This window comes from Peptococcus simiae (genome assembly GCF_046569735.1).
Classification (GTDB): Bacteria; Bacillota; Peptococcia; order Peptococcales; family Peptococcaceae; genus Peptococcus; species Peptococcus simiae_A.
Genome location: NZ_JBKICG010000025.1, coordinates 1 through 21,477, shown reverse-complemented (window position 1 = coordinate 21,477; position 21,477 = coordinate 1). Strand labels below are relative to the sequence as shown.

The 21,477-nt window shown below is 54.6% G+C and carries 18 protein-coding genes and 1 pseudogene; 17 read left to right on the top strand and 2 right to left on the bottom strand.

What is annotated here, in order from left to right; genetic code table 11:
• The first annotated feature begins 340 nt into the window (after positions 1-340).
• Entirely contained in the window at positions 341-1,600 is a 1,260-nt protein-coding gene (locus ACLGL1_RS09065) for an amidase domain-containing protein (protein ID WP_411008352.1), read from the top strand.
• Between the two features lie 108 nt (positions 1,601-1,708).
• Here the strand turns inward: ACLGL1_RS09065 and ACLGL1_RS09060 are convergent.
• Positions 1,709-2,182 (bottom strand): annotated as a pseudogene (locus ACLGL1_RS09060) (IS30 family transposase); the annotation flags it as partial.
• A gap of 151 nt (positions 2,183-2,333) precedes the next feature.
• Here ACLGL1_RS09060 and ACLGL1_RS09055 point away from each other — a divergent pair.
• The 9 genes from ACLGL1_RS09055 to ACLGL1_RS09015 all read left to right on the top strand — a co-directional run bounded on the left by ACLGL1_RS09055 (position 2,334) and on the right by ACLGL1_RS09015 (position 9,955).
• Complete coding sequence (locus ACLGL1_RS09055; RefSeq protein WP_411008351.1) at positions 2,334-3,281, top strand: helix-turn-helix domain-containing protein; 948 nt, start codon at positions 2,334-2,336, stop codon at positions 3,279-3,281.
• 90 nt (positions 3,282-3,371) lie between these two features.
• A complete protein-coding gene (locus ACLGL1_RS09050; protein WP_411008350.1) occupies positions 3,372-4,133 on the top strand; it encodes a hypothetical protein in 762 nt (253 codons plus the stop codon).
• Positions 4,134-4,272: 139 nt separating this feature from the next.
• The gene (locus ACLGL1_RS09045) at positions 4,273-5,160 is read left to right on the top strand and encodes a Rossmann-like and DUF2520 domain-containing protein (RefSeq protein WP_411008349.1); all 888 of its coding nucleotides are present in this window, start codon (positions 4,273-4,275) and stop codon (positions 5,158-5,160) included.
• Complete coding sequence (gene panB, locus ACLGL1_RS09040) at positions 5,120-5,971, top strand: 3-methyl-2-oxobutanoate hydroxymethyltransferase (RefSeq protein WP_411008348.1); 852 nt, start codon at positions 5,120-5,122, stop codon at positions 5,969-5,971. The genes ACLGL1_RS09045 and panB overlap by 41 nt, the downstream gene beginning before the upstream one ends.
• Before the next feature lie 16 nt (positions 5,972-5,987).
• Complete coding sequence (panC, locus tag ACLGL1_RS09035; protein WP_411008353.1) at positions 5,988-6,833, top strand: pantoate--beta-alanine ligase; 846 nt, start codon at positions 5,988-5,990, stop codon at positions 6,831-6,833.
• Positions 6,834-6,935: 102 nt separating this feature from the next.
• A complete protein-coding gene (locus ACLGL1_RS09030) occupies positions 6,936-7,877 on the top strand; it encodes a biotin/lipoate A/B protein ligase family protein (RefSeq protein WP_411008347.1) in 942 nt (313 codons plus the stop codon).
• Between the two features lie 11 nt (positions 7,878-7,888).
• Positions 7,889-8,128 (top strand): lipoyl domain-containing protein, encoded by a 240-nt coding sequence (locus ACLGL1_RS09025; RefSeq protein WP_411008346.1) that lies wholly within the window; start codon positions 7,889-7,891, stop codon positions 8,126-8,128.
• Complete coding sequence (gene lipA / locus ACLGL1_RS09020) at positions 8,121-8,978, top strand: lipoyl synthase (protein ID WP_411008345.1); 858 nt, start codon at positions 8,121-8,123, stop codon at positions 8,976-8,978. Before ACLGL1_RS09025 ends, lipA begins: the two co-directional genes overlap by 8 nt.
• Positions 8,978-9,955, top strand: coding sequence for a lipoate--protein ligase (locus ACLGL1_RS09015; protein WP_411008344.1), 978 nt, complete (start codon positions 8,978-8,980; stop codon positions 9,953-9,955). Before lipA ends, ACLGL1_RS09015 begins: the two co-directional genes overlap by 1 nt.
• Before the next feature lie 80 nt (positions 9,956-10,035).
• Here the strand turns inward: ACLGL1_RS09015 and ACLGL1_RS09010 are convergent, their stop codons facing one another.
• Positions 10,036-11,433, bottom strand: coding sequence for an MDR family MFS transporter (locus ACLGL1_RS09010; protein WP_411008343.1), 1,398 nt, complete (start codon positions 11,431-11,433; stop codon positions 10,036-10,038).
• Positions 11,434-11,758: 325 nt separating this feature from the next.
• Here ACLGL1_RS09010 and ACLGL1_RS09005 point away from each other — a divergent pair, with 325 nt between their 5' ends.
• The 7 genes from ACLGL1_RS09005 to ACLGL1_RS08975 all read left to right on the top strand — a co-directional run bounded on the left by ACLGL1_RS09005 (position 11,759) and on the right by ACLGL1_RS08975 (position 21,454).
• Positions 11,759-12,328 (top strand): LemA family protein, encoded by a 570-nt coding sequence (locus ACLGL1_RS09005; protein ID WP_411008342.1) that lies wholly within the window; start codon positions 11,759-11,761, stop codon positions 12,326-12,328.
• Positions 12,316-14,097, top strand: a complete 1,782-nt coding sequence (locus ACLGL1_RS09000) for a DUF2207 family protein (protein WP_411008341.1) — start codon at positions 12,316-12,318, stop codon at positions 14,095-14,097. Before ACLGL1_RS09005 ends, ACLGL1_RS09000 begins: the two co-directional genes overlap by 13 nt.
• A gap of 92 nt (positions 14,098-14,189) precedes the next feature.
• Positions 14,190-17,102, top strand: coding sequence for an insulinase family protein (locus ACLGL1_RS08995; RefSeq protein ID WP_411008340.1), 2,913 nt, complete (start codon positions 14,190-14,192; stop codon positions 17,100-17,102).
• A gap of 851 nt (positions 17,103-17,953) precedes the next feature.
• A complete protein-coding gene (locus ACLGL1_RS08990; RefSeq protein ID WP_411008339.1) occupies positions 17,954-19,135 on the top strand; it encodes an acetyl-CoA C-acetyltransferase in 1,182 nt (393 codons plus the stop codon).
• A 48-nt stretch (positions 19,136-19,183) separates the two neighbouring features.
• Complete coding sequence (locus ACLGL1_RS08985) at positions 19,184-19,963, top strand: enoyl-CoA hydratase-related protein (protein ID WP_411008338.1); 780 nt, start codon at positions 19,184-19,186, stop codon at positions 19,961-19,963.
• 75 nt (positions 19,964-20,038) lie between these two features.
• Positions 20,039-20,878, top strand: a complete 840-nt coding sequence (locus ACLGL1_RS08980; RefSeq protein WP_411008337.1) for a 3-hydroxyacyl-CoA dehydrogenase NAD-binding domain-containing protein — start codon at positions 20,039-20,041, stop codon at positions 20,876-20,878.
• A gap of 66 nt (positions 20,879-20,944) precedes the next feature.
• Positions 20,945-21,454 carry an HPP family protein gene (locus ACLGL1_RS08975; protein WP_411008336.1) on the top strand — a complete coding sequence of 170 codons (510 nt, stop codon included), beginning with the start codon at positions 20,945-20,947 and terminating at the stop codon, positions 21,452-21,454.
• Positions 21,455-21,477: the final 23 nt, after the last annotated feature.

Below are 21,477 nucleotides of genomic sequence, written 5' to 3'. Positions count from 1 at the left end.
GTAACGGAGAACCGTTACAAAAATGATATTTACCTTGTTTGTCTGTTTAGTTTATTAAGCCTAGGAGCAACCGTTCCTAGGCTTTTTTCTTTTACCCGGCCTTCCTTTCTGTAGACCGCCGCATCCATCATCTGACGATGATGGCCGGCTGGTGTCGCGGGTGGGATCTTTTATATTTATTATTTGTAGGTGATTTTGCAGGGAGGGGAAATAATAAAATTTTAAAAAAATTGAGATTGACAAGGAAATAACTTAGAGTATAATTATACTAGGGTTCCAATTATAGGTATGAGGTCTGCGTCTTGTGTGGGTTAGAAATGCAGATGAAAGGATGAAAAAAATGAATAAGGAAAAAAAGATTATGCTTTTGCTTTTAGGAATGGGTATATGTATTGGCATTGCGTTTTTTCCTTTATTTGCTGATGATTTCGCTCATAGTGATCCTGATGAAATAACTATTTTGGACCAAAAGGCTGCTGAAGATGTTGCTGTTTCTTTCGTAAAGAATTGTTTATCGGATGGTGCCTCAGAAGAAGATCCTGCTCCTTATCTGGCCAAAGACGCAGATGCCTTGCGAGAGTTAGTTGCTATCCGCAAAACTATTCGTGCAAATGGTACGATAAAAGGTTGTCATTTGATTGATTTTACCGTGCAGAATAAAGAATTAACAAATATCGGAAGCGGGTGCTTAGATATTTTTTTGGATACGATGGAATATCAGGCTACGTATCCAAGTAACGAGATTAATGTTTCGCGACAAAATTTGTACCGGCTGATATTAGTGAAAGAGGGTGAACAGTGGAAAGTACAGAAAGCGATTGCTGATGATTATTCTGGGAGTTGTACTCATCCGAATATTATTTGTGATATAAAAGCTTTCAAGGATTATAATATGAATAGCTATGTTTCTGATATCCAAGATTTAGATGTAACAAATATCATTCAAGGAGTTCAAGAAACGCGTACTTTTTTTCAACAAGCACAAGCGGACTATGAGACCCATAAGGATGAGATCGAACAAGCTAACGAGGAAAGGGATAGGTTGGCTGTAGAAAATAATCGCATAAAATTAGTAAAATCAAATCAAAATAGAGTGAAGATTGGATTACAGGCATATACTCAACGCTCCTTCAACCGCTCTGCCATGTATAGTTATCAAATGAATAATTGGAATAATGCACCAACTTTTTCTCGTGGTGACTGCACAAATTATGCTTCAAATGTAGTGAGGGCTGGAGGGGCAGTTATGGATTACTCAGGAAAATATCAATGGTTTTTCCACTACCCTTCTTGGCCAGGTTACTCTAAATCATGGACAGTTGTACGCGACTTTCGAGACTACTTTATTAACAATACGGAGGCGGAAGGTCCTCAAGCTGTAGGGTATGGCCGTTATCAGGACTTGAAAACTGGAGATATTATTCAAATGCGTTTGCGAGGGCACTCGGATTATAACCATGCTTGTGTAGTTTTATCGCCTGGAGGAGACCCTATAGTGACAGCACATACACATAACTACTATGGTAACTTTAGCAGTAGGTATAATCCGAAGATAGAAGGAACAACTTATAAAATTCATCTGACTCATTATTATGCTTAATTCTCAATTTTATGAGATATTTACGTCTACTATAGATAAGGCTAACTGATCTATTTTGTTTAGGCACATGGGCTTTCACCTATGTGCTTTTTATTTACTCTTGAAGTATCAAGTCAAGTGCAACTCTACTGAATGATAAACTTCATAAGGTGTTTTCCAGTTTAAACATTTACGTGGACGACGATTCATCTTTTCTATTTTAGCTTCAACATAGCCATCCGTTTGGTCTATATCTTTCGTCTTTGGAAAGTATTCTATTAATAGTCCATTTGTATTTTCATTGGTTCCTCTTTGCCATGGATGATGAGGCAGGGGAAAGTAGAATTCAACATGAGAAAGTTGTCAGGATATCTCAGGATATTTCGAAAAGTCTTTCCCTCTATCAGGCGTAATGCTATGAAGGGGCTCGCTCTTCAATAGTTCAATTATGGCTTGCTTAACGCATTGTGCGTTCTTCTTTGGAATCTTCCGACAAAGTAGGTAGAGACTCTTGCGGTCAGTAAGTGTGAATAAGCATGCCCTGCCGGTTTTACCTGCGACTGTATCAGCTTACCAATCGCCTAGACGCTGCCTTTTTCCAGCTTAGTTCTCTCTAGGCTGCCAACGGGTCTGCTTGCTTGATGCTAATACGGCTAGAAAAAACTGGCTATTTGGCCTAATTGGTTATAATATAAACATATAATAAATTTTCCGCCTGCCGTGGAAGGTGGTTGTATGAAAAAGAGGTGGATTTGTGCTCAAAAGTGTGGCGCTTTATGATGGTGTGCTAGAGGCGGAAAAAGTGCTTCCAGGGAAGGTGGTCCAGCTGAAGAATGAAACGGGCAGAGGGACCATTACCGGCCATGCCATATTTCCCGGGATAGAACTGATCTATAATGACCTCCATATGGAGTATTGCCAAAAAGAGGGCCAAGGTAAGCCGAATCTCCTGGAAATTAATTATTGCCGGGAGGGGCGGTGTGAATGTGCCTTTACAAAACGTTGCTATTGTTATATGTCGGCCGGTGACCTGGCCCTCTGCCTTTTAGAAAAAAATAACCATGCTTCTATTTTTCCTACAGGCCATTACCACGGTATCACTGTGGCCCTGGATTTTTCAGCGATGAGTGAAGAATGGCAGGCGCTTTTTTCAAGGACCTTTGCTGTGGACTGTAGGGCCATCCGGCAGTTTTCAGAAAGCAAGCCCTATCATATTGTTCGCGCGAATGATATGATTCACCATATCTTTACGGAATTGTATGCCTACCAATCTCAATTCCGTCTGGACTATGCCCGCATCAAGATTATTGAGTTGCTTTTATTCATTAAGGACCTGGCTAAAGAGGACTGCCCTGACCGCCAGTATTTTTCCAGTGACCAGGTGGCCACGGTTCGCCAGGTGCGGGATTATATGGTTGCTAGCTTAGACCGGCATGAAACCATTGAGGCCTTGGCCAGCCGCTTTCACATGTCGCCAACGCTCCTCAAAAAATGCTTTCGGGAAATGTATGGGACTTCGATTTATGATTATTGGCGGACCTACCGCTTGCAGTATAGCGAAAAGCTCTTGCGGGAGGGGCAGCTATCTATTGCAGAAATCGCAGACCGGGTCGGCTACAAAAATCCCAATAAATACTCTTCTGCCTTTCGCAGTGTATATGGCCTTTCGCCCAGTCAGTTTAGAAAATGTCCGAATGGATAGAAGGGTCTTTTTAGTCATGGTCTTCTGCACGGAACTCCTTTATACTGGGGACAATTAGTTAAAGCTAACTGTTGCTGAAGGAGGATTCTCATGCTCAAAAGAAAATTAATTGCCCTGCTCTTGACAGGTCTCTTGTCTGTTTCGGCCTTGACCGGTTGTGGCAACCAGGCCACAAGTACAGCGGACAGCTCTGCCCAGGTCAGCAGCCGGGCGGAGACAAGGCAAGCGGAAGACGGTGACCAGGCCAGGGCCAAGCAACTGCTTGCCGACCTGGAAGGGTCTTACCAGGAGTTGTGGCCGGTTATTTTAGCGGATCAATACCAAGATCTATGGCTGAAATATTGTAAGGCATTTGCCGGGGAAGCCAATGCCCAGGCTGCTTATGAGAAATTGCGGGGCATGGTTACCGCGCCCATTTATGGCGAGGAGGCGGTCCAGGCCTACCAGGATAATCCGGAAGCCAGTGCCTACCACTGTGACTTTACACAAAACATCGAGACCATCACCTTTAAGGGCGATGAAATCAGTGGGCTGGACGCGGCCGGCCAGGAAGTTTTCAAGCATAAGTACCATTATGTTGGCAAGGAAGACCAGCGGGGCCTTTATATTTACGAAAGCGATGCCCCTGAAGCCGGGGAATTCCGCTACTTCTTTATCGCCCCGGATACGCCTGAAAAGACCTACCATATCGAATTCCGTTATGGCAGTGACCGGGACCAATTATCCCAGTATGACCAAGGGCCTTACGCTTACTGGTTGGCTTCCGGGATTGCCAAAGATTATGACGGGCAAATGGTTGAAAAGTGTATTAAACTATTCTGTGAAGAAAACTTGTCCCCTGAAGAAAAATAAGGGATTGAAAAAGGGTGTAGCCGGTCAGGCTGCCCCCTTTTTTGATGGGCAAAGCTCTTGGCTGCAGGATTCGGGCTGATTTATGCCTTGCAGGATAGGGGGCGGTAAGGTATTCTAGGGTATAGATGGAGGTGAGTGTATGACTTGGGGTATTATTGGGGCCGGGAAGGCCGGGACGGTTTTGGGCCGGTACCTGGCTGCCTATGGGCTGGCGCCGGCCGGGTATTACAGCCGGACTAAAGCCCATGCGGACCGGGCGGCCGGCTTGACCGGAAGCCGGGCCTTTACGGACCTGGCGGGCCTGGCCGCGGCCTGTGACCTTTTGGTGGTTGCCACGCCGGACGGCGTCATCCCGGCTATGGCGGAAGCCCTGGCCCCCTACCTGGGCGAGGGACACACCCTGGTCCACTTGAGCGGGAGCCTGTCCCATGCGGTCCTGAAACCGGCAGGGGCAGCCTGGCAGGCGGCCAGTCTCCACCCGATCATTGCCTTTTCGGCGGTGGACATGGACCTGGCCCCCCTGGAGGCGGCGGTCTTTAGCCTGGAAGGTGACCGGGCGGCCTGTGACCGCTTGCGGACCCTGATGGAGGCGCCCGGTAACCGGCTGGTTGAAATCAGCGCAGGAGATAAGACCCGCTATCATGCGGCCTGTGTCATGGCCAGCAACCTGGTCTGCGGCCTTTACGGGGAAGCAGCCCGGCAGCTGGAAGCCTGCGGCTTTGCCCCGGACCTGGCCCTGGCCGCCCTGGCCCCTCTCTTTATCCATAATGCCCAAGCCCTTGCTGACCAAGGCCCGGCAGCGGTGCTGACCGGCCCAATGGAGCGAAATGACCTTTCGACCGTTAGGGCCCACCTGACAGCGCTGGCTGACGATTCCCGGGGCCTGGCCGTCTACCGCAGCTTATCCCTAGCCGTATTGCCGCTCCTCCGGGACCGGGACCCCGGGCGGGATACGACTGACCTGGAAAAGGAGTTGAGGAGCAATCATGCCAACAACGGTTCAGACCTTTGCGGAAGCCAAAGCTAAGAAGAGACCCTTGACGATGCTCACTTGTTACGATTATTCCACTGCAAAACTCATGAACGGTGCCGGCATAGACAGTATCCTGGTCGGCGACAGCCTGGGCAATACCATCCTGGGCTACCCCAATACCCTACCGGTGACCATGGAAGACATGATCCACCACTGCCAGGCGGTGACCCGGGGCGCCCCGGACCTCTTAGTGGTCTGCGACATGCCCTTCCTGTCCTATGAGACCAGCGTCTATGATGCGGTGACCAATGCCGGCCGCCTGATTAAGGAAGGCGGTGCCGACGCAGTCAAGCTGGAAGGAGGCCGGGCGGTGGCCGAGCAAATCCGGGCCATTGTGGCCGCCGGAATCCCGGTCCAGGCCCATATTGGCCTGACGCCCCAGTCCATCCATGCCTTGGGTGGTTTTAAGGTCCAGGGAAAGAACCTGGACGCCGCCCTGGCCCTCATTGCAGATGCCAAGGCCGTCCAGGCCGCCGGGGCCTTCAGCGTGGTCATTGAATGTGTGCCCGCCCCCCTGGCCAAGGCCATTACTGACTTATTAGATATTCCCACCATCGGGATCGGCGCCGGACCCGACTGTGACGGCCAGATCCTGGTCTATCAGGATATGCTGGGCATGTACACCGACTTTGTGCCTAAGTTTGTCCGCCCCTTTGCCCATATTGGAGAGGCCATGACCCGGGCCTTCCAGGACTACGCCCGGGCCGTTCGGGACCGGTCCTTCCCTAATGCAGCTGAACAGTTTGATATGGACCAGGCCTTGGTGGACCAAGCCCTGGCCCAAAGCCAGGAAAGCGAGGCCTAGCATGACTGATTTTCCCATCCCTGTTGTCCATTCCCTTGACGACTTACGCAGCCTCATGGCCGACTGGCGGAAAAGCCGGTGCAGCATTGGTCTGGTCCCCACCATGGGCTACCTCCATGAGGGCCATGTGAGCCTGATTGACCGGGCTGCCGCTGATAATGACCGGGTGGTCGTCAGCGTTTTCGTCAACCCCACCCAGTTCGGCGCCGGCGAAGACCTGGAGGCCTACCCCAAGGACCTGCCCAGAGATGTGGCCCTGGCCGCCCGTCATGGGGCTGCCGCCGTCTTTGCCCCGGCGCCGGAAGACATGTACCCGGCCGGCTACAGCACCTATGTCAATGTGGAAGGCGTGAGTGCTGAGCTCTGCGGCCGGTCCCGGCCCATCCACTTCCGGGGGGTGGCAACGGTTTGCACCAAGCTCTTCCTTCTGACTGGGGCCGACCGGGCCTACTTTGGCCAAAAGGACGCCCAGCAATTGGCCGTTATCCGCCGGCTGGTGGCCGACCTGGCCATTCCGGTGCATATTGTCGGCTGCCCCATCGTCCGAGAGGCCGACGGTCTGGCCAAGAGCTCCCGGAATGTCTATCTGACCGCCGAAGAGCGGGCTGCGGCCCCCATCCTCCACCGGGCCCTGGAAGAGGCCCGGGAGAAGATTCTGGCCGGGGAAAGAGATGCCCGGACCATCATTGCCTTCCTGGAAGACCGGATCAGCGCCGAGCCCCTGGCGGAGATTGACTACATCCAGGCCGTCCACCGGGATACCATTGTGCCCATCGACCGGCTGGAAGGGCCCATCCTGGTGGCCCTGGCCGTCCGTTTCGGCAAGGCCCGGCTCATCGATAATTTCAGCCTGGACCTGTAAGCCTGGGGCCAGCCGCCTGACCATAAAAACGAAAATATGTTCCGATTGACTTGCTACCGGACTTTCCCCTGGGTTATAATAAAAGCCTAGGAGGGGAGTCCGGTGCGTTTTTTTTATAATGAATCCATGGATCCGTATTTTAACCAGGCCTATGAAGAATACATATTTAACCACTACCGGGAGGGGGTCAACTTCCTCCTCTGGCGGAACGGACCCGCTGTGGTTTGCGGCGCCGGCCAGTGTGTGCCGGCCGAAACCAACCTGACCCTGGCCGCCCGGGAAAAGGTGGCCGTTGTCCGGCGGCCAACCGGCGGCGGCGCTGTCTACCATGACGCCGGCAATGTCAACTACACCTTTATGGCCCCGGCTAGAGGCAAGCACATTGACTACGCCCGCTTTTTACAGCCGGTGGTGGCCATCCTCCGCGCCCTGGGCATTGAGGCCCGGATGGAGGGCATTAGTGAACTCATGCTTGGGGATTACAAGATCAGCGGCAATGCGCAAAAAATCGCCGCCGACCGGGTCTGGCACCATGGCACCCTGCTCTATGATACGAACCTGGATAAGCTCCGCCAACTGGCCAATGGCAAGCGGGTCTTTGTTGATAGCCGGGCCACCGCCTCCCGACCGGCCCCGGTGACCAATATCCGCCAGTGGATGGCCGAACCCTTTGCCGATACCGAGGCCTTCATGCAGGCCTTCCTGGCCGAGTTGGACCGGACCTACGGTCCCCTGACCAGGGTTGAATTAAGCCCGGACGACCTGGCCGCCATCCGCGACCTGGCCGAGCAAAAGTACCGGACCTGGGCCTGGACCATTGCCCGGGGCCCGGCCTTTACCTTCCGCCGGATGATGCTCTGGCGGGGCGCCCCCCTAACGGTGACCTACCGGGCCAAGCGGGGCTGTATCGAAACCATTTCATTTGAGCCGAACCATCCGCAAGCGGCCCTGGCCCTACGGGGCGTTAGGGTGAAACGGAGTGACCTGGCCCGGGCCCTGGAGGCCTTTCCGGACTTGGATGGTCTGGCGCCGGAACTATTTTAGGAGGGGAAGAGATGGAAACAGTAAAAATGCCACAATTAAGTGATGATATGAAGGATGCCCTTTTGTGTGACTGGCTGGTCGAGGAGGGCGCTGACTTTTCTGCCGGCGAAGCCCTTTTCGAAGTCGAGACAGACAAGGTTGTCGCCCAAATCGAATCGGACCGGGCCGGGACCCTGGTCCGGCAGCTGGTAGAGGCCGGTGACCGGGTGGCCTACGGGACCGACCTGGCCGAGGTAGACTACCATGACTGAAAAACCCGCCTGGCTCAAGGTCCGCTATAAGCCGGCTTCAGTGGATCGTTTGACTGCAAACTTCCAGGCCAAGGGCCTGCATACTGTTTGCCAGGAGGCCCACTGCCCCAACCGGGGGGAATGCTATGAGAGCGGCACAGCCACCTTTATCCTCCTGGGCGATGTCTGCACCCGGAACTGCCGCTTTTGCCAAGTTGGCGGCGGCCGGCCCCAGGCCCCGGACCCGGAAGAACCGGCCCAGCTGGCCGAAACCGTCAAGGACATGCAGCTGGACCATGTGGTCCTCACCCAGGTGACCCGGGATGACCTGGCTGACGGTGGGGCGGCCCATATGGCCCAGGCCGTCCGGGCCATCCGCGAGACCAACCCGGCAGTCAGCATTGAAGTTCTGATTAGCGACCTGGGCGGCGACCCGGCCGCCCTGCAAACGGTTTTAGATGCTAAGCCGGATGTCCTCAACCACAATGTGGAAATGGTTCCCCGCCTCTACCCGACCATCCGGCCCGGGGCCAAATATGAACGGTCCCTGGAAGTCCTGGCCCGGAGCAAGGACCGGTTGCCGGAGGGCTTGACCAAGAGCGGCTTTATGTTGGGTTTGGGCGAAAATGATGATGAAGTTCGGGCCCTTCTGGCGGACCTCCGCCGGGTCCGCTGTGATATTGTAACTATCAGCCAGTACCTCCAGCCCAGTCCGGCCCACCAGCCCGTTGACCGCTATGTGACCCCGGAGGCCTTTGAAGCCTGGGCCGAAACGGCCAAGGCCCTGGGCTTTCGCTATGTGGTTTCCGGCCCCCTGGTCCGGTCATCCTACCGGGCCCTGGCCGCCTACCGGGCCGGGAGGGAGGCCTAATGCGCTACCTGGACAGCCCGGGCCTGGACCCCTACCGGCACTTTGCCACCGAATACCACTTCGCCACCGCCGTGCCCCTGGAAGAACCGGTGGTCATGCTCTGGCGGACAGAGCCCACCCTCATGATCGGTAAGTACCAAAACACCGCCCAGGAAATCAATACCCGCTATGCCGCTGACCATGGCCTGCACATTGTCCGCCGGCCCTCCGGCGGCGGGACTATTTATACCGATCCCGGGGCGGTCCAGTTTGGCTACATTGTCCCCGGGCATTCAGAGCAAATCAGCTTTGACCACTTTATCCGGCCGGTCTGTGCCGCCCTGGCCGAGCTGGGCGTCCAGGCCGATTTCAAGGGCCGGAATGACCTGACCGTTGACGGCCGCAAAATCAGCGGCAACGCCCAGTATAAGATCAAAGGGACCACCGTCCACCATGGGTCCATCCTGGTGGATACGGATATTGAAGTCATGACCGCCGCCACCACCGTCGACTACGAAAAACTGGCCTCCAAGGCCATTTCCAGCGTCCGGGACCGGGTGGCCAACCTATCCGAATTTCTCCCGGCGGGTACCGGCATTACCGATGTCATGACCTGTCTTCGCCGCCATCTCTGCGGCGGTGGCCCGGTCATTGAAATCAGCCCGACCGATGCAGCCGCCATTGCCGACCTAGCGGCCAACCGCTTTGCGGCCCCGGCCCATACCTATGGCAAAAACCCGGCCAGCCAAATCGTCAAGAGCCGCCGCCTGGCCGGTGGCCGGCTCCGCCTGGCCCTGAGCCTGGATAAGGGCCGCATCAGCGATTGTCAGGTCGGTGGGGATATTTTCGCCACCGAAGCAGCCGACCGGCTGCCGGATGTTCTCCAGGGCTTGCCCCTGGAAGAAGGCCCCCTGCGCCGGGCCCTGGCCGCCGCCGGGATGGACCGGGCCTTCTACCGGATTACCATTGATGACCTTATTGACCTCTTATTAAGTTAATAAAAGCCGACCGGCTCAAAAATACCCTAACGGATCTGTCCGCTAGGGCCATTTTTGAGCCGGTCGGCTTTGCCTTTTATTTAACGAATGACATCTTCTTTTTTCACCTGGCTAATGACCATGACCAGGGCTACCGCAATGAGGGCGGCATTTCCTAAGAAGGCCATATGGAAGCCCTTCAGGGTGGCCAGGGTGGTCCCCAGGTTGCTGTTGGCCATGGTGACCATGGTCATAATGCTGATGATGACCGCTGTCCCCAAAGAGGCAGCCACCTGACGGAGGGTCGCAGAAAAGGCGTTGCCATGGCTAACGAGCTGCTGGGGCAGGGCGTTTAAGCTCCAGGTGTTCAAGGGGCTCATGACCAGGGTGATGCCGACCACCCGGGCGGTATAAATCATGGACAGATACCAGAAGGGGGACTCTGCCGTAAAGGTCAGGAAGAGGAGGGTGGCGGCCAGCTGGATTATAAAGCCCGTAATGGCCAGACCCCGGAGCCCCCGCCGGTCAAAGAAGGACCCAATAGCCGGTGAGGCAAAAATAGAAAAGATAAAGGCCGGCAGCATGACCAGGGAGGACTTAAAGGCCGAATAGCCCAGCACCTGCTGGAGGTAGATTGGCGTGGCAATGGTCCCGGCAATCATCCCGGCATTGACCAGCATACTGAGGACGGTCCCAATGCTGAACTGCCGTTGACTAAAGACATCCACCCGGAGGAGGGGGTGGTCAATCCTTTCCTGCCGGCGGAGAAAGAGCCAGGTCATGACCAGGCCAAAGGCCGTCCCTCCGATGACAATCGGGCTCAGCCAGCCCTGGGTTCCGGAAATGGAAAAGGCATAGAGGAGGGCCCCAAAGCCCAGGCTGGATAAAAAGATGGAAGGAATATCCAAGACCGGCCGGGAGGTCTCGCCCCCCTTGGGCATAATGACCAGGGACAGGAGGATGTCCCCCAGCAAAAAGGGCACCAGGACTAAAAACATCCGGTTCCAGCCATAGCTATCAATGACCAGGCCGGCCAGGGGCGGGCCAACGGCCGGCGCCGCACTGAAGATAATCCCCACATAGCCCATGGCCACCCCCCGCTTGTGGGAGGGGAAGATAGCCATGACAAAGTTAATGATAAGGGGCATCAAGATCCCGAAGGCCATCCCCTGGAGGACCCGGGCTGCGGCCAACTGCCAAAATTGGCTGCTGACCCCGGCCAGGAGGGTGCCGGCGGTAAAGATGGCCATGGCCGTTAAGTAGAGCTGGCGAAAGCGAAAACGCTCCGTCAAGTAAGCGGTGATGGGGATCATGATCCCGTTGGTTAAAAGAAAGATCGTCGTAAACCACTGGCCCTGGCTGGCGGTAATCCCCATGGTTCGCATAATAGAGGGCAGGGCCGGCGATAAAATGGTTTGGTTCAGAGAAGCGATAAATACCCCTAAAAGGCCCAGGCCCAGGGAGAGTTTCTCATCTCTTGTGAGGGAAAATTGACTCAAGTAAAAGACCCCTTTCTTGCTTTATATCAAAGGTTAACCCGGGCGGCCGGAAAATGAGAGCAAAAAAAATAGCCCTATCTACTCAGCTTTTCTGAGTACCAGCGCAGCCTGTGGGTTCATCCATTTGCCGGCCGGGCAGTCGCCGGGGCCGGTTGTCATCTGTCAGTAATATATAATTATATCGAATGAGAAAGAAAAGGTCAAGAAAATGCTGCCGGCAGCCGGTAAAATCATTAAAAGACCCCTTTACAGGTCCCAGTAGGGCTGTCAAAATGTGGGTATATAGATGATATTAAAATGACTTGATCTAAAAAGGAGGAAGATTATGGGTATATCTATGGGTTTAATCATTGTTGCCGGGATTGTTTTGCTCGGCGTTTTACTGGTCATCTGGGGGATCGGTGTCTATAACCGCCTGGTCAAGGAAAGGGAGCTGGTTCGCAATGCCATGGGCCAGATTGCCGCCCAGATTGAGAGCCGCTGGGACGCCCTCAAAAGCTTAATCGAGGCAACTCGTCAGTACGCCGGCCATGAGGCGGACACCTTTAAGTCCGTCACCGAGGCCCGGAGCCGGGTCACATCCCAATCCACCGTCGCTGATGTCGAACAGGATAACCAGCTCTTCGGCCGGGCCATGGCCAATATCAACGCTGTGGCCGAAGCCTACCCGGACTTAAAGGCCTCATCTGTCTACCAGCAATCCATGGGCGCCGTCGACAAGTATGAAAATCAGGTCCGTCAGTCTCGGATGGTCTACAATGACACCGTCACCAAGTACAACCGGACCATCCAGCAGGTTCCGAGCAATATTATTGCCGGCCTCTTCAACTTCAGCCAGGAACGCTACTTTGAAAATAGCCCTGAAAAGGCAGAGACCCCCTCATGGAACGCTTGAGGGAGTTCTGTCGCCGTAGCCTGGCCCTAGGCCTGGTTGGCCTCTTGACCCTCGGTCTCCTGGCCCTGGGGGCCCAGCCGGCCCGGGCCAACGACCTGACCGACTGGCAGCTGTCGGTCGTTCTCCAGCCGGACGGCAGCGCCCAGGTGACCGAACGTCGCCAGCTGACCGTTGACGAGGGCACCGAGGCCTACATTGCCCTGGGCCAGCTCCAGGGGGCTAAAATAACCGACTTCCGGGTGGAAGAAAAGGGGCAGCCCTTTACCGACCTCGGCACCGCCTGGGATGTCAACGCCAGCCGGGAAGAAAAGGCCGGCAAAAGCGGCATCATCGAAAAAGAAGACGGGGTGGAACTCTGCTGGGGCCTGGGCGCCGACGGGGACCACACCTACACCGTCCACTACACCGTCCACGGCATTGTCCGCCAACTGGCCGACGGCCAGTCCATGTTCTGGACCTTCTACAATTCAGATACCAACACCCCGCCGGAAAGGGCCAGCCTGGAAGTCCGGGCCCCCTTTCCGATGAGCGCGGACAATAGCAAGATCTGGGGTTTTGGCTTTGAAGGCCAGGTCAACTTTGACCAGGATGGCCGGGTCACCGGCCAGGCCCGGTCGCCCTTGAGCCCGTCCAACCACATCACCCTCTTATTCCAGTTTCCGGATAAGCCCTTCCAGCCCGGCCTGACCCAGGACATGACCCTGGCTGACCAAGAGGCCCAGGCTAAGGAGGGTTCCTCTTACGGCAGTGGAGGAACAGAAGGGGGCGGCCCCACTTCTGCCGATGACGGCGGCTTTATGACTGGCCTGGGCGGCCAAGTTCTGGCCATCGCCGGTGTCTTCGGTTTTTTCCTCTTAAATAGCTTCTTCCGCAGGAGCGGCCGGGGCGGCACCGGGTCAGACAACCCCTTCCGGATTGATGTCCGGGATGTCCGGGCCCGGAACAAGGACAAGTACTACCGGGACATCCCCTATGAGGGCCCCCTGGAAGATATCGTCAATATGCTCCGGCCCTTTGACATGGCTCAAATCGAGGACCTCTTCAATGCCTACCTCCTGACCTGGTTGGCTGAAGGGCGGATTGGCCACCAAACCGTTGAGCGGGGCGTCTTCCGCAAGCGGGACGAGACCACCATTGTCGTGGATGCCGGCTATACCGGCGACCGGGCCCTGCCTCGTCTGGAGGCGGAATTTTACGACATGGTCGTTTCCGCCGCCGGCCAGGACGGTATCCTGGAGGCCAAGGAATTTGCCAAATGGTCCCGGCGAAATGCCGGAGACTTGGAAGCCTGGTGGGACCGGGTGGAAAGCCACTCCCGTCGGGCCATGAACCAAGCCGGTTATGTGACCGTTTACGAAAGCTGGAAATTCCTCTTCCGGACCAGCCAGATTGGCCTGACAGAGGCCGGGGCCGGCCTGGTTGACCGGCTCATCACCTTTAAGAACTACCTGGAGGACTTCACCCTCCTGGATGAGCGGGAAATCAGCGAAGTTGGTCTTTGGCAACAGCTCCTCATCTGGGCCGGCCTTTACGGCATGGCCGATGAAGTGGCCAAGGCCCTGGAAGACCTCTATCCGGAGCTCGCCCGTCAAGTCGATATCGATTATACCGACATCATCCTCTTACACCACTTTTCTGCCGGCCTGGGCGATGCCTACCGGGCTGCAACTGCCCCTGACCTGACCGCCTCATCCGGCGGCGGGGGCTTCACCTCCATTGGTGGCGGCGGTGGCGGCTTTGGCGGAGGCGGCGGCGGGGGGACCCGCTAGCCGTCCAACCCCAACCGGATTTTCTGAGAGGCCGCAAGGCCTCTTCTTTTATACACCCCATGCGTATCTATTTCTCATAAGGAGGTTTATCCTTGACACAAGCATATGAACAATACGGCTTTCAGCTGATTGAAGACCGCCCCCTGCCGGAACTGGCCGGCCGCGGCCTCCTGCTCAAGCACCAAAGCGGGGCCCAGCTTTTGGCCATCCTCAACGATGACGATAACCAAACCTTCGGTATTGGCTTCCGGACCCCCTCGGATAATTCCACCGGCGTGGCCCATATCCTGGAGCATTCCGTCCTCAACGGCAGTCGGAAATACCGGACCAAGGAACCCTTCATGGACCTGGTGAAAAGCTCCCTGGCCACCTTCCTGAATGCCATGACCTTTTCCGATAAAACCATCTACCCGGTCTCCAGCCGCAATGATAAAGACTTCACCCAGCTCATGGATGTCTACCTGGACGCCGTCTTTAACCCGGCTATCTATGAAAGCAAGGAAATCTTCTTGCAAGAGGGCTGGCACTACCACCTGGAAAAGCCCGAAGACCCCTTAACCTACCGGGGTGTGGTCTACAATGAAATGCGGGGGGCCCTGTCTGGGGCCGATGCCCAAGTGCAAAACGCCATCCTGGAAGCCCTCTACCCGGACACCGTCTACGGGAAGGAAAGCGGCGGGGACCCCTATGAAATCCCCGACCTGACCTACGAGCAATTCCTGGACTTCCACCGCCACTACTACCACCCCTCCAATGCCTACATCTTCCTCTACGGCCAGGTCGACCTGGACCGCCGGCTGGCCCATATCCATGAAGAATACCTGTCCCATTACAGCCCCCTGGATGTGGACAGCCGCCTTCATCTCCAGGCCCCCTTCCAGGCTCCTAAAGAGGCGGAAGTCACCTATGCCGCTGCGCCGGAAGAGGACAAGGCCGGCAAGGATCAACTGGCCTACGCCCTGATTTTCGGCACCCGGACCTCCCTCCGGGATATGTTCCTGGCCGACCTCCTGACCGATGCCCTCATCGATAGCCAGGCCGGCCCCATCCGCCAGGCCCTCCAGGAAGCCGGCATCGGCGCCGACGTCCAGTCCTTCTCCTCCGATGGCATCCAGATTCCCTTCGGCATCATCGCCAAGGATACCGATGCCGCTCGCAAAGAGGACTTCGTCCGGGTCATCGAAGACACCTTCCGCCGTCTGGCTGACGGGGGCCTGGACCAGGACCTTCTCCTAGCCTCCCTCAATAAAATCGAATTCGCCTACCGGGAATGCCAGGGCTTTGGCACCCGGGGCGTCGTCTACTACATCAACGCCTTTGAAAGCTGGCTCTATGACGGGTCCCCCTTTGATGCCCTCCACTACGAGGCCCCCCTCAGGGAGCTCCGGGCAGACATTGAAGCCGGCCGCCTGGGCGAGGAAATCCGCCGACGGATTTTAGACAGCCCCCACAAGGTCATCCTGACCGCCCGGCCGGAAGCCGGCAAAACTGACCGACGGGATGCCGCTGTCGCCGACAAGCTGGCCGCCTACAAGGCCTCCCTCTCTGCGGAGGAAATCCAGGACCTGGTTGATGAAACCCACCGGCTCATCGCCCGGCAGAACCGGGCCGACACCCCGGAAGAAAAGGCCACCCTGCCTGTCCTCACCCTGGATGACATTGACGCCAGCATCCCCCGGGTCTCTACGGAGATCATTCCCCTGGAAGAGGGGACCCTCCTGGCCAATGACGTCTTTGCCTCCGGCATCCTCTACCTGAATATCTACTTCTCCGCTGCCCACATTGGCGCCGAGGACCTCTGCGACTACGCCCTCCTCACCGCCCTCATCGGTAGTATGGATACCTCCCGCTACACCTACCGGGACCTTTCCACCAGGGAGTACCTCATCAGCGGCGGGCTCAGCATCAGCCCGGCCATCTACAGCGACTTCAAAGACGGCAGCCGCTCTTACCCCAAGCTGGCCGTCAGCACTCGGCTTTTGGGCACCGACCACCTGGACGCCGGCCTGGACTTAATCTATGAAGAACTCTACAACACCAAGCTCACCGACAAGGCCCGGCTCCATGAAGTCATTAAAATGCTCCGCCTCCGGACCGAAGCCGGCCTCCTCCGGGTGGGCCACCAGGTGGCCGCCGCCCGGGCCATGAGCTATATCTCCGCCCAAAGCGCCTACGCCGAGCGGATCGCCGGCCTGGACCTCCTCTTTGCCCTCCAGGACCTGGATGACCACTTCAATGAGCAGAGCGACGCCCTCATCGACCGGCTCACCGCCCTCTACGCCCGCCTGGTTGACAAGCGCCAGGTCGTCCTGGGCCTGACCGGCAGCGCCGAAGACATAGCCGCCGCCCGGGGTCCGGTTCAAGACTTCATCCGCCGCTTGCCCGTCAATGAGGCCCCCCGGGCCGATTTCCTGCCGGCTCCGGTTGTTAAAAACGAAGGCCTCAAGACGGCCGCCGGCGTCCAATACGTGGCCCAGGCCGCCCCGGTACAAGCCCCCGGCGGCTATACCGGCAGTTGGGAAGTCCTGGCCAACCTCATCAGCAACGAATACCTCTACAATGAAATCCGGGCCAAGGGCGGCGCCTACGGCCAAGGCATCCGCTTCTCCCGGAAGGGCTACATGAACCTTTACTCCTACCGGGACCCCAACCTGGAAAAAACCGTTGACGTCTACACCGGCCTGCCGTCCTGGCTGGCCCAGCTGGACATGGACGCCGAAGGCCTGGCCCCCTTCATCATCGGGACCCTGGACAAGTTCAACCCCCAGCGGACCCCGGCCGGCCAGGGGCTCCTGGCCCTCCGCCTCTTCATCAGCGGCCAGACCTATGAAGACATCGAAGCCAGCCAAGAGGAGGCCCTGGCTACCGACCCGGCCGGTCTCAAGGCCCTGGCCCCGGCCCTGGCCGAGGCCCTGGACCAAGCCGTCATCTGCGTCATCGGTGGCGGCGCTGCCATCGACCGAGCCAGGGACCACTTCGACCAGGTCCGCAACCTGGAAGGCTAAAGGACCAGTGGTCGACTTTACAAGAAATAAGCAAGCTGGCAAGCAGGAAGGGTTTATGCTGGAATGGCCCCAGCTTTTTTGCCCTTCTCGATCCTTTAATTTTCACCCGATATGCGCCAAGGCCCCCGTCAATAAGAAATCCCTTGTCATGGTTGCCATGGCAAGGGATTTCTTGCTTTTAGGCGTCTTTGTTGGCGGCTAGGTCCGATACAGGGCAGGGGCCTGCCGGCGGTGGATAAGGGGGTGGGGCCTAGGCTTTACGGAAGATTTACCGGGATTTTGTGAAAAAGCTGGCCATATGGTTTATACTGACCGTGAAGAAAGAATACCTTGAGATGGAGGGAAGATTTATGAATAAGATAGGGGTTTCGGGTTCGGCTCTTATTATTGTTCGTAAATCCAGCAGCTCTATGTGCTTAGAACAATATATGTAAGCCGTCCCTTAGGGGCGGCCTATTTATATATTTACTTGCGATATGAAAGGAGGGGTGGCAGTGGCTTTGCCGATGCAGAAAGGATGGTGATCCGGTATCTCCCGCGCTGGGTGACGCGTCGACCTGAGCAAGTCGCAAAACGGCTTTTTTTTGGATAAAATACTGATAATTCTGTTTAAATATAGCCAACTGACTTTTACTGGTGTATAATATAGGTTGTATTTAAGACAGTCCTTTTCAAATAAAATTAATAAAAGTTTCCATAAAAAAGCATGAAATATACTTAAATAATAATAATACATTCAATAAGCGGACTTGTGATTAACAGTACAACCTGCTATAATGTACTTATAAATCTGCTGTTTGTTTTTATGGCCGTTTGTTGTTCAGTAAGATTAGAAATAAGGAGGACAAATTATGTCTAAGAAAATCGTTTTAGCCGGCGCTTGCCGTACTGCTGTTGGTAAAATGGGCGGGACTTTAGCGAATACATCTGCTACGGATTTAGCCACACATGTCATCAAAGAATCAATCAAACGTGCTGGCATTAAGCCGACCGATGTGGACCAGGTGCTTTTAGGTTGCGTTTTACAGGCCGGTTTAGGGCAAAACATGGCCCGTCAGGCTTCTGTGAATGCCGGACTCCCTGTTGAAGTACCGGCTATGACCTTGAATATTTTATGTGGGTCCGGCTTAAATGCGGTCAATACGGCTGCCTTTATGATTCAGGCCGGCGCTGCTGATGTGATTATTGCCGGTGGGGCTGAAAATATGAGTGCCTCCCCCTATATCATCCAAAAGGGCCGCTATGGCTACCGGATGGGCCATGGCCAACTCTTGGACAGCATGATTAAAGACGGGTTAACGGATGCCTTTAATGACTACCACATGGGGATTACCGCTGAAAACGTCGCTGAAAAATACGGCTTAACCCGGGAAGAATTAGATGAATTTGCCGCTTGGAGCCAACAAAAGGCCTGCAAGGCGATTGCTGATGGCAAGTTTAAAGATGAAATTGTCCCGATTGAAATCAAGAAGAAAAAAGAAACCATCGTTTTCGATACCGATGAAGGCCCCCGCGAAGGGACGACGGCTGAAGGTATCGCTAAGATGAAACCGGCCTTTAAAGCAGGCGGCGTGGTCACCGCAGCTAATGCCTCCGGGATCAATGACGGGGCTGCAGTGGTCATCGTCATGAGCGAAGAAAAGGCGAAAGAACTGGGCGTTACCCCGATGGCTACCTGGGTTGACGGTGCCCTGGGCGGCGTAGATCCTTCCATCATGGGGATTGGGCCTGTGGCTGCGACCCGGAATGTTCTGGAAAGAACCGGCCTGAAAATCGAAGACTTTGACCTGTACGAGGCCAACGAAGCCTTTGCTGCCCAAGCAGTGGCTGTTGGTAAAGACTTAGGCTTTGACAATGATAAATTAAACGTTAATGGTGGGGCTATTGCTCTGGGCCACCCGGTTGGCTGCAGTGGGGCCCGTATCCTCGTTACCCTGCTTTATGAAATGCAGCGTCGGGATGCCAAACGTGGTTTAGCCACCCTCTGCATTGGCGGCGGTATGGGTGCTGCGACGGTTATTGAACGCGAATAAGTTGCTTATTTCGGCAGACATGATTGTTTAGGATATAAGGAGGCAAACATGGAATTCATTAAATATGACGTCAAGGGTCGCGTAGCTACCCTGACCATTGATCGCCCGAAAGCTTTAAATGCACTGGGTTCTCAAGTATTAAACGAACTGAACCAAACGATTGATGCCATTAATACTGATGAGGTTTGGTGTCTGATTATTACCGGTGGCGGAGAAAAAGCCTTTGTTGCCGGGGCAGATATTGCTGAAATGAAGGAAATGACCCAGGCCCAAGGGGCAGAATATGCTCGTAAGGGGAATGACATCTTCCGTAAAATTGAAAAATTACCGATTCCCGTCATCGCAGCCATCAATGGCTTTGCCTTAGGCGGCGGGAATGAACTGGCCATGAGCTGTGACATCCGCCTCTGCTCTGAAAACGCCATGTTTGGTCAACCGGAAGTTGGCCTGGGGATTACCCCCGGCTTCGGTGGGACCCAACGGCTGGCCCGGGTGATTGGCTCTTTATCCAAGGCCAAAGAACTCATCCTGGTTGGTAAAAACATCAAGGCCGATGAAGCCCTGGCTATTGGCCTGGTCAGTGCGGTTTACCCCTTGGCAGACCTGATGCCGGCAGCTGAAAAAATGGCCGGTCGGATTGCCGGGAATGCCCCGATTGCTGTCCGCCACGCCAAGGAAGCCATCAACCGCGGGATCCAAACAGATATTGACAGCGGTGTAGATATTGAAGTCGACCTTTTCGGTAAATGCTTTGAAACGGCTGACCAGGCAGAGGGTATGGGCGCTTTCCTAGAAAAACGGAAAGAAAAGACCTTTACCAATAAATAAGTTTGCATACGAACAGACCGTTCGTAAATATAATCGTCAAGTGGCGCCATAAGCGCCGGAAAGGAAGGACTCATTATGAAAGTTGGCGTTATCGGTGCCGGAACCATGGGCTCCGGGATTGCACAAGCCTTTGCACAAACAGAAGGCTTTGAAGTTGTTTTAACAGATATCAATATGGACTTTGCCAATAATGGTAAGGCTAAAATTGAAAAAGGTCTGATGAAGCGGGTCGACAAGGGTAAAATGGAGAAAGCCGCTGCTGATGCGATCTTAGACCGGATCACCACCGGCTTGCGGGATGACTGCAAGGATTGCGACTTAATCATTGAAGCAGCTATCGAAAACATGGAAATCAAGAAGGAAACCTTCAAGGCCTTAGAAGGCATTTGCAAACCGGATGCCATTTTTGCAACCAATACCTCTTCCCTATCCATTACGGAAATTGGGGCAGATATTGAACGCAGCGTCATTGGGATGCACTTCTTTAACCCGGCACCGGTTATGAAACTGATTGAAGTCATCAAAGGGATTAACACCCCTGATGAAACTGCTAAGAAAATCATCGAAATCTCCGAAAAAATCGGTAAGACCCCTGTTGAAGTTGAAGAAGGACCGGGCTTTGTTGTTAACCGGATCCTGATTCCGATGATTAACGAAGCCATCGGCATTTATGCTGACGGCTTAGCTTCTGCTGAAGGTATTGATACGGCTATGAAATTAGGGGCCAACCACCCCATGGGTCCCCTTGCTTTAGGTGACCTGGTTGGTTTAGATATTGTCCTAGCTGTTATGGAAGTTCTCTTCAATGAAACTGGCGACCCGAAATATCGTCCGCACACCCTCTTGCGCAAGATGGTCCGCGGTAAGAAACTCGGGATTAAGACCGGTGAAGGGTTCTATAACTATAAAAAATAGTCCGGAATAGAAAAGAGACCTTCCCGACAGCTCTCGCATTTTGATTAAGGAAGAGGAGGTCTAATTATGGCGGTCTTAGTTAAAGATGTTATGATTGAAAATCCCAAGACCCTGATTAATACGGCAAATGTGGGGGATGCCATCCAAATATTTGCCCGTGAAAAAATCAGTTCGATTTTCATCGTGGATAAAACAGGTGAACTAGTAGGTATCTTATCGGATGCAGATATCATTGATGATGTGGTCCACAACGTTCGGAAGAAAAACAAACAGCTTAACCATATCCGCAGTTGGTATCAAGTCGACTGTTTCCCTTACTATTTGAAAACAGTGGTCAATGATCCGATCGATAGCTGCTATACTTCTCGGGTGTATACGGTCCGTCCGGATGACACCATGCGGGAAGCGTCCAAGATAATCAACAAACGGCAACTGCGTCATATGCCGGTGGTCGATGAAGACAACAAACCGGTGGGCTTGATTACCAGGAATAACGTCGTGCACGGTTTATTCAAAGAGTTTTTGGATAACCCGAATGCTGAATGCCTTGAAGATAGCCAAGATGACGACTTTTAAGCAATAAAAAAAGCCCTGCGCCT